The organism is Streptomyces sp. NPDC006510 (assembly GCF_040611955.1).
Classification (GTDB): Bacteria; Actinomycetota; Actinomycetes; order Streptomycetales; family Streptomycetaceae; genus Streptomyces.
On sequence record NZ_JBEXPH010000350.1, the window covers coordinates 1 to 4,650 of the forward strand.

A 4,650-nucleotide genomic window follows, 5' to 3' on the forward strand; every position below is an offset into this window, starting at 1 on the left:
GCGGCCGCGGCTGCCGCGCAGCCTGGCGCTCGCGCTGCGGCGGCGTCGGCGGGGCGCGCTCGCGCGGCGGCTAGCGGCGGACACCCGTACGCCGGTGATGGTGCGGCAGGCCCTGCGCGAACTGATCCCCGCCGACGCGGCGGAGGCGGAGCGTCCGGTGCGGGTCTACAGCGTCCTCGCCGAACCCACGAAGCTGCTCGCGTCGGTGTCGGGGGCGCACACGGCTCCCGCGCCGTGGACCGCGCTCGAACCGAATCGCTGGGAGCGCACCGGACTGCCCTCCGTCATCGAGGGCGATCCGGCGGCCGACGTGACGCTCGCGCTGCCGCACCTCGCCCGGATCGGGGTGAGCGAGCGGGGCGCGCAGGTCATGGTGGACCTCGGGCAGATCAACGGCGCGCTGAGCGTCAGCGGTGACCTCGTCGTCGCCCAGGACACCGTGGCGGCGCTGGTGCGCGGGCTGCTCGAACTGCCGCGGCAGAGCACGGTGGTGGTGTCGGTGGACCCGGGCGCGAGCGCCCTGCCCGGCCTCAACGGTCTGGTCCGGGTCCGCTCCGTGTCGGAGGTGAAGGGCAAGGCCCCCGAGGAGATCCTCAACTCCGCCGAGGAACTGGGTGTCGGCCTGGTGCGTGGCGCGGCCCGTACGGGCGAGGTCACCGGGTTCGTCGTACTCCAGAACGCGCCGACCGCCGAGGAGGCGCGGGCACTCGCGGACCTCACCGGGTCGGCGGGCGGCGGCTGGATCGTGCTGACGGTGGGCGACGTACCGGGTGCGCACTGGCGGTGGTACGCGGAGAACGACGGCAGCGTCGACCTGGGCGTCCTGGGCCTGCAGGTGGTCGTTCCCACGCAGACGTTGGCGGGGGCGGGCACGGGGCGGGTCTGACAGCTCGCGGCCCGGTAGAAGAATTTCCCGGGGATTGAACCCCCCCGCCACATCGGCCGTTTTCACAGTGACAGTGACCGGCCAGAAGGAATTCCGGGACCAGAAACTCCGCCCCGGCAGTCGGCCGACTCCTCCCCTGCTGCCGGGGCGGGCCATTACTTCAGCATTTCAGCGAAAAGCCAATTCCCCAAGATCTCCGAAAGAGGGATACCCATGCGTAAATTCACCTATGTCCCGGTCGCGTTCACGGCCGCCGCGGTCATGCTGACGGCGGCCTGCGGAAGCTCCCAGGGCACGGCGGCGACCACCACCGGCTCCGCCGGGCGCGCCGCCTCCACGGGCAACGGTGCGCAGCCCACGCAGGCGGGCCGCCTCAGCGTCTGGAAGAGCCAGCAGCTGGGCCCGGTCATGACGGACGGCGCGGGCTTCACCCTGTACCGCTTCGACAAGGACACGGCGAAGCCGCCCGCTTCCCACTGCGCGGGCGACTGTGCCGCGGCCTGGCCGCCGGTGCTCGCCGACGGCGCGAAGGCGGGCCGCGGCGTGGACCCCGGGCTGCTCGGCTCGGTGAAGCGCGCGGACGGCACGAAGCAGCTCACGCTCGCGGGATGGCCGCTGTACCGCTACGCGCGGGACACGGCGCCCCGGCAGACCCGCGGGCAGGGCGTCGGCGGCACCTGGTTCTCGGCCGCGCCCGACGGCACGAAGGCGAAGGCACAGGCGCAGGAGGCCCCGAGCGAGCCGAAGGACCTGCCCGCTCTGTCCGCGGTCGACGACAAGGAGCGCGGCACGATCGTCCGCGACGGCAAGGGGCGTACGCTCTACCGCTTCACCAAGGACACCGCCTGGCCGATGAAGTCCAACTGCGAGGGCGCCTGCCTGGAGAAGTGGAAGCCCGCCAGGCTCGTCGACAAGAAGAACATCAAGGGCATCGATCCGAAGCTGATCAGCCCGTACACCCGCCCCGACGGCACGAAGCAGCTCACCATCGACTGCTGGCCGCTCTACTGGTACACCGGCGACGAGAAGGCCGGTGACGCCAACGGCCAGGGTGTGAACGGCACTTGGTTCACGGTGCGGCCCAACGGCAAACTGGCCAAGTAGTCGTGTCGGACCGAGGAGGGGGCCGGGGCGCTGTCCGGGCAGGTTGACCGGCGCGGTGAGCCACTGCACGAGCACACCGGCGAGGCCCGGTCCGCCGACCCCGCTGTCCCGGCCTAGCTAGAAGCAGTCGCCGTACCAGTGGACCGCGCCGGGTGCCGTGACCGTGGCCCGGACGGCCTCCGCGGAGGCGCGCAGCGGGCGGGCCATGCCCACGTGCTCCGTCATCTGCCGGGCCTCCGTCAGCAGGGCCGGCAGCGCCGCCCGGACCTCCGGGTCGTCGGGGAGCCGGACCCGGGCCCGGCCCAGGCCCGCCGCGCGGCCCCGTTCGCCGACGGCGGCGAACAGCTCGCCCAGGCACTCGGGCGCGCCCGCGAATTCGCGCACCTCCACGCACTCCCCCTCGTGCTGGGCCACCAGCCAGCCGACGAGCGCCCCCGATCCGCGGTCCTCGGCCACGAGCGACCGGTCGAGCGGGCCGTACCAGGCGGGCACCCGCACCGCCCAGTCCTCGGGCGCCCGCACCGAGCTGAGCGGCCGCTTCGCGTTGTACGCGTGGTGCAGCGCGGCCACCTCCGCGGCGTCCTGGTCGGTCGCCTCGCGGATCCGGAACCCGCCGGCGACGGGTGAGGCCGCCAGCGTCCCCTCGGTGTACGTGCCGGCGAACTCCTGCCAGCCCGAACCCCGGTAGACGCCCGGCGTCCCGGTGAACAGCAGCGACCAGGCGCACTCTTCGGCCGTCATGGTGCGCTCCGCCGCCACCAGCAGCCGTCGCACCAGCCCCTGGCCCCGGGCCTCGGGACGGGTGGCGACGCTGCCGATGCCGCCGACCCGATGCGGGGTGCCGGACGCGTCGCGGATCAGCCTCGGTACGTAGACGACGACCGCGTCGATCCCGTCCCCCGAGGCGTTCTGCGCGATGAAGGTGTGCCGGTGGCGGTCCGGGTCGAGGGCGTGCAGGTCGACGATCTGCGGGGCGTCGAAGCACCGCTGCCACAGGGCGGCCAGGGCCGGGTCGTCGGCCGCCGTCGCGGTCCGGATGACGGCGGTCACAGGGTCAGATTCCCGTCCGTGCGCACCTTGTCGCTGTTCGCGGGCATGGCGCCGCGCTTCGTTCCGTCCTCCACGCACGAGGTGTGCAGGACCGAGTCCAGTGCGTCGGGGGCGAGATGGAGCGTGCCGCCGGTGAAGCGGCTCCCGGTCGCCGCGTAGTGGTTGGTGCCGTCATTGATGCGGACATGGGCGGTGTCCGCTCCGGAGGCGGTGCTGTTGAGCCCGCCGATGTCCCAGGTCACCTTCCCCGGACCGGCCGCGCGGCCGAGCAGCGCCTTGGCCTTGTTGCTGCCGGTGAGCCGGGTGCCGCCGGTGACGGTGATCCGCTGGTCCCGCACGGCGCTGAGTTCGATGCCGGTGTTGTCGTAACTGCCGCCGTCGATCCGCAGATCCGCCGATCCGACCGAGAGCGGGGCCGCGTTCTCGGCGCCGGTGACCGTGCAGTCGGTGAAGTGGACGGGCCCCGCCCCGCGCAGGATCGCGCCGTCGACGCCCTTGAACGTGCAGCGTACGAAGTGCACGGGCGCGGTGACGGGGGTCTGGACGAGGACGGCACCCGCGGGCGGTTCGAAGGAACAGTCGCTGATGGTGGTCGGCCGGGTGGAGCGGGCGGAGCGCTGGGCGACGGCGAAGGTCTTCGCGGTGCAGCCGCGCACCTGGGCGCCGTCGGCGTTGACCGTGAGGGTGCCGGCCTGGTCGAAGGTGGGGCGCGCGATCACCGTGATGTCTTCGAGCGTCAGATCGGTGATCTTGGTGTTGGCGGTGAACCAGGAGCAGACATGTCTGCGCACGGTGATCCGCTTCGCGGAAATCCCCCACTGCGCACCGGAGTTGGCGATGTCCATCAGTCCGGAATTGCCGTCGAAGAGCAGATCGTGCTCGTACTGCCCGTGCGTCGTGAAGGGGTTGCCGCCCGCGTCGTCACCGTCGCCGTGGCAGTTCACCACGGTGCAGTAGGCGGAGGCGGTGAGGTCGTTGAGGTGGCGGACATTGCTGGTCGTGCAGTCCGCGACCCGTCCGTACAGGCAGTAGATCTGCTGGGTGAGGTAGCCCGCGCCCCCGTACTCGACGGTGGGCGGGTTCTTCAGGGAGCACTCCTCGGTGCGGAAGCGGGTGCACCAGCGGCGCATGATGACCGGCCAGAAGGTGCCGGTGGCATGGATCCCGGATACGTCGCAGCCCACGGCGTACTCGAAGCTGACGGGGTGGGAGCCGGTGTACTCGTCGGTGCCGGCGCCCTCGAAGACCATGTTGCGGACGTGGCTGTTGTGGACCGGTTCGACGCGGGTCCAGGTGAGGTTGCGGCCCGCGGCGAGTTCCCAGCCGTTGAGGTAGCCGATCCGGATGTGTCCCGCATCGATGATCTCGGTGATCTCGACCAGCTTCTGCAGCTCGCGTTCGTCACGGCCGCCGCCCGCGACCGGGTCCACCTGCACGGCCCACCACTGGCCGACCTCGAACGCCTTGGCGTCGGGGACCGGGAAGGTGTCGGTGAGCTCGATGACCTTGCCGGAGAGCGCGTGCTTGACGGTGGTGTCGGTGACGGTGCCGCGGAAGGAGAGGACGGCGCCGAAGGGGTTGTCGTGGGTGTTCTTCTCGATGCCTTCGGT

At 71.9% G+C, this 4,650-nt stretch carries 4 protein-coding genes; 2 read left to right on the forward strand and 2 right to left on the reverse strand.

The genetic code is table 11. The features are described 5' to 3' along the window. Together ABZY11_RS42970 and ABZY11_RS42975 are read left to right on the forward strand one after the other, a co-directional pair. Window positions 1-886 (forward strand): hypothetical protein (locus ABZY11_RS42970; protein ID WP_356484382.1); only part of this gene is annotated, 886 nt, incomplete at its 5' end. A gap of 213 nt (window positions 887-1,099) precedes the next feature. Next, the gene (locus ABZY11_RS42975) at window positions 1,100-1,990 is read left to right on the forward strand and encodes an SCO0930 family lipoprotein (protein ID WP_356484383.1); all 891 of its coding nucleotides are present in this window, start codon (window positions 1,100-1,102) and stop codon (window positions 1,988-1,990) included. A gap of 117 nt (window positions 1,991-2,107) precedes the next feature. Here ABZY11_RS42975 and ABZY11_RS42980 read toward each other — a convergent pair whose 3' ends face one another. Further along, window positions 2,108-3,040: a GNAT family N-acetyltransferase gene (locus tag ABZY11_RS42980; RefSeq protein ID WP_356484384.1), complete on the reverse strand. Its 933-nt coding sequence runs from the start codon at window positions 3,038-3,040 to the stop codon at window positions 2,108-2,110. Next, a partial coding sequence (locus ABZY11_RS42985; RefSeq protein WP_356484385.1) for a peptidase C14 occupies window positions 3,037-4,650 on the reverse strand: 1,614 nt, incomplete at its 5' end. The genes ABZY11_RS42980 and ABZY11_RS42985, both read right to left, overlap by 4 nt.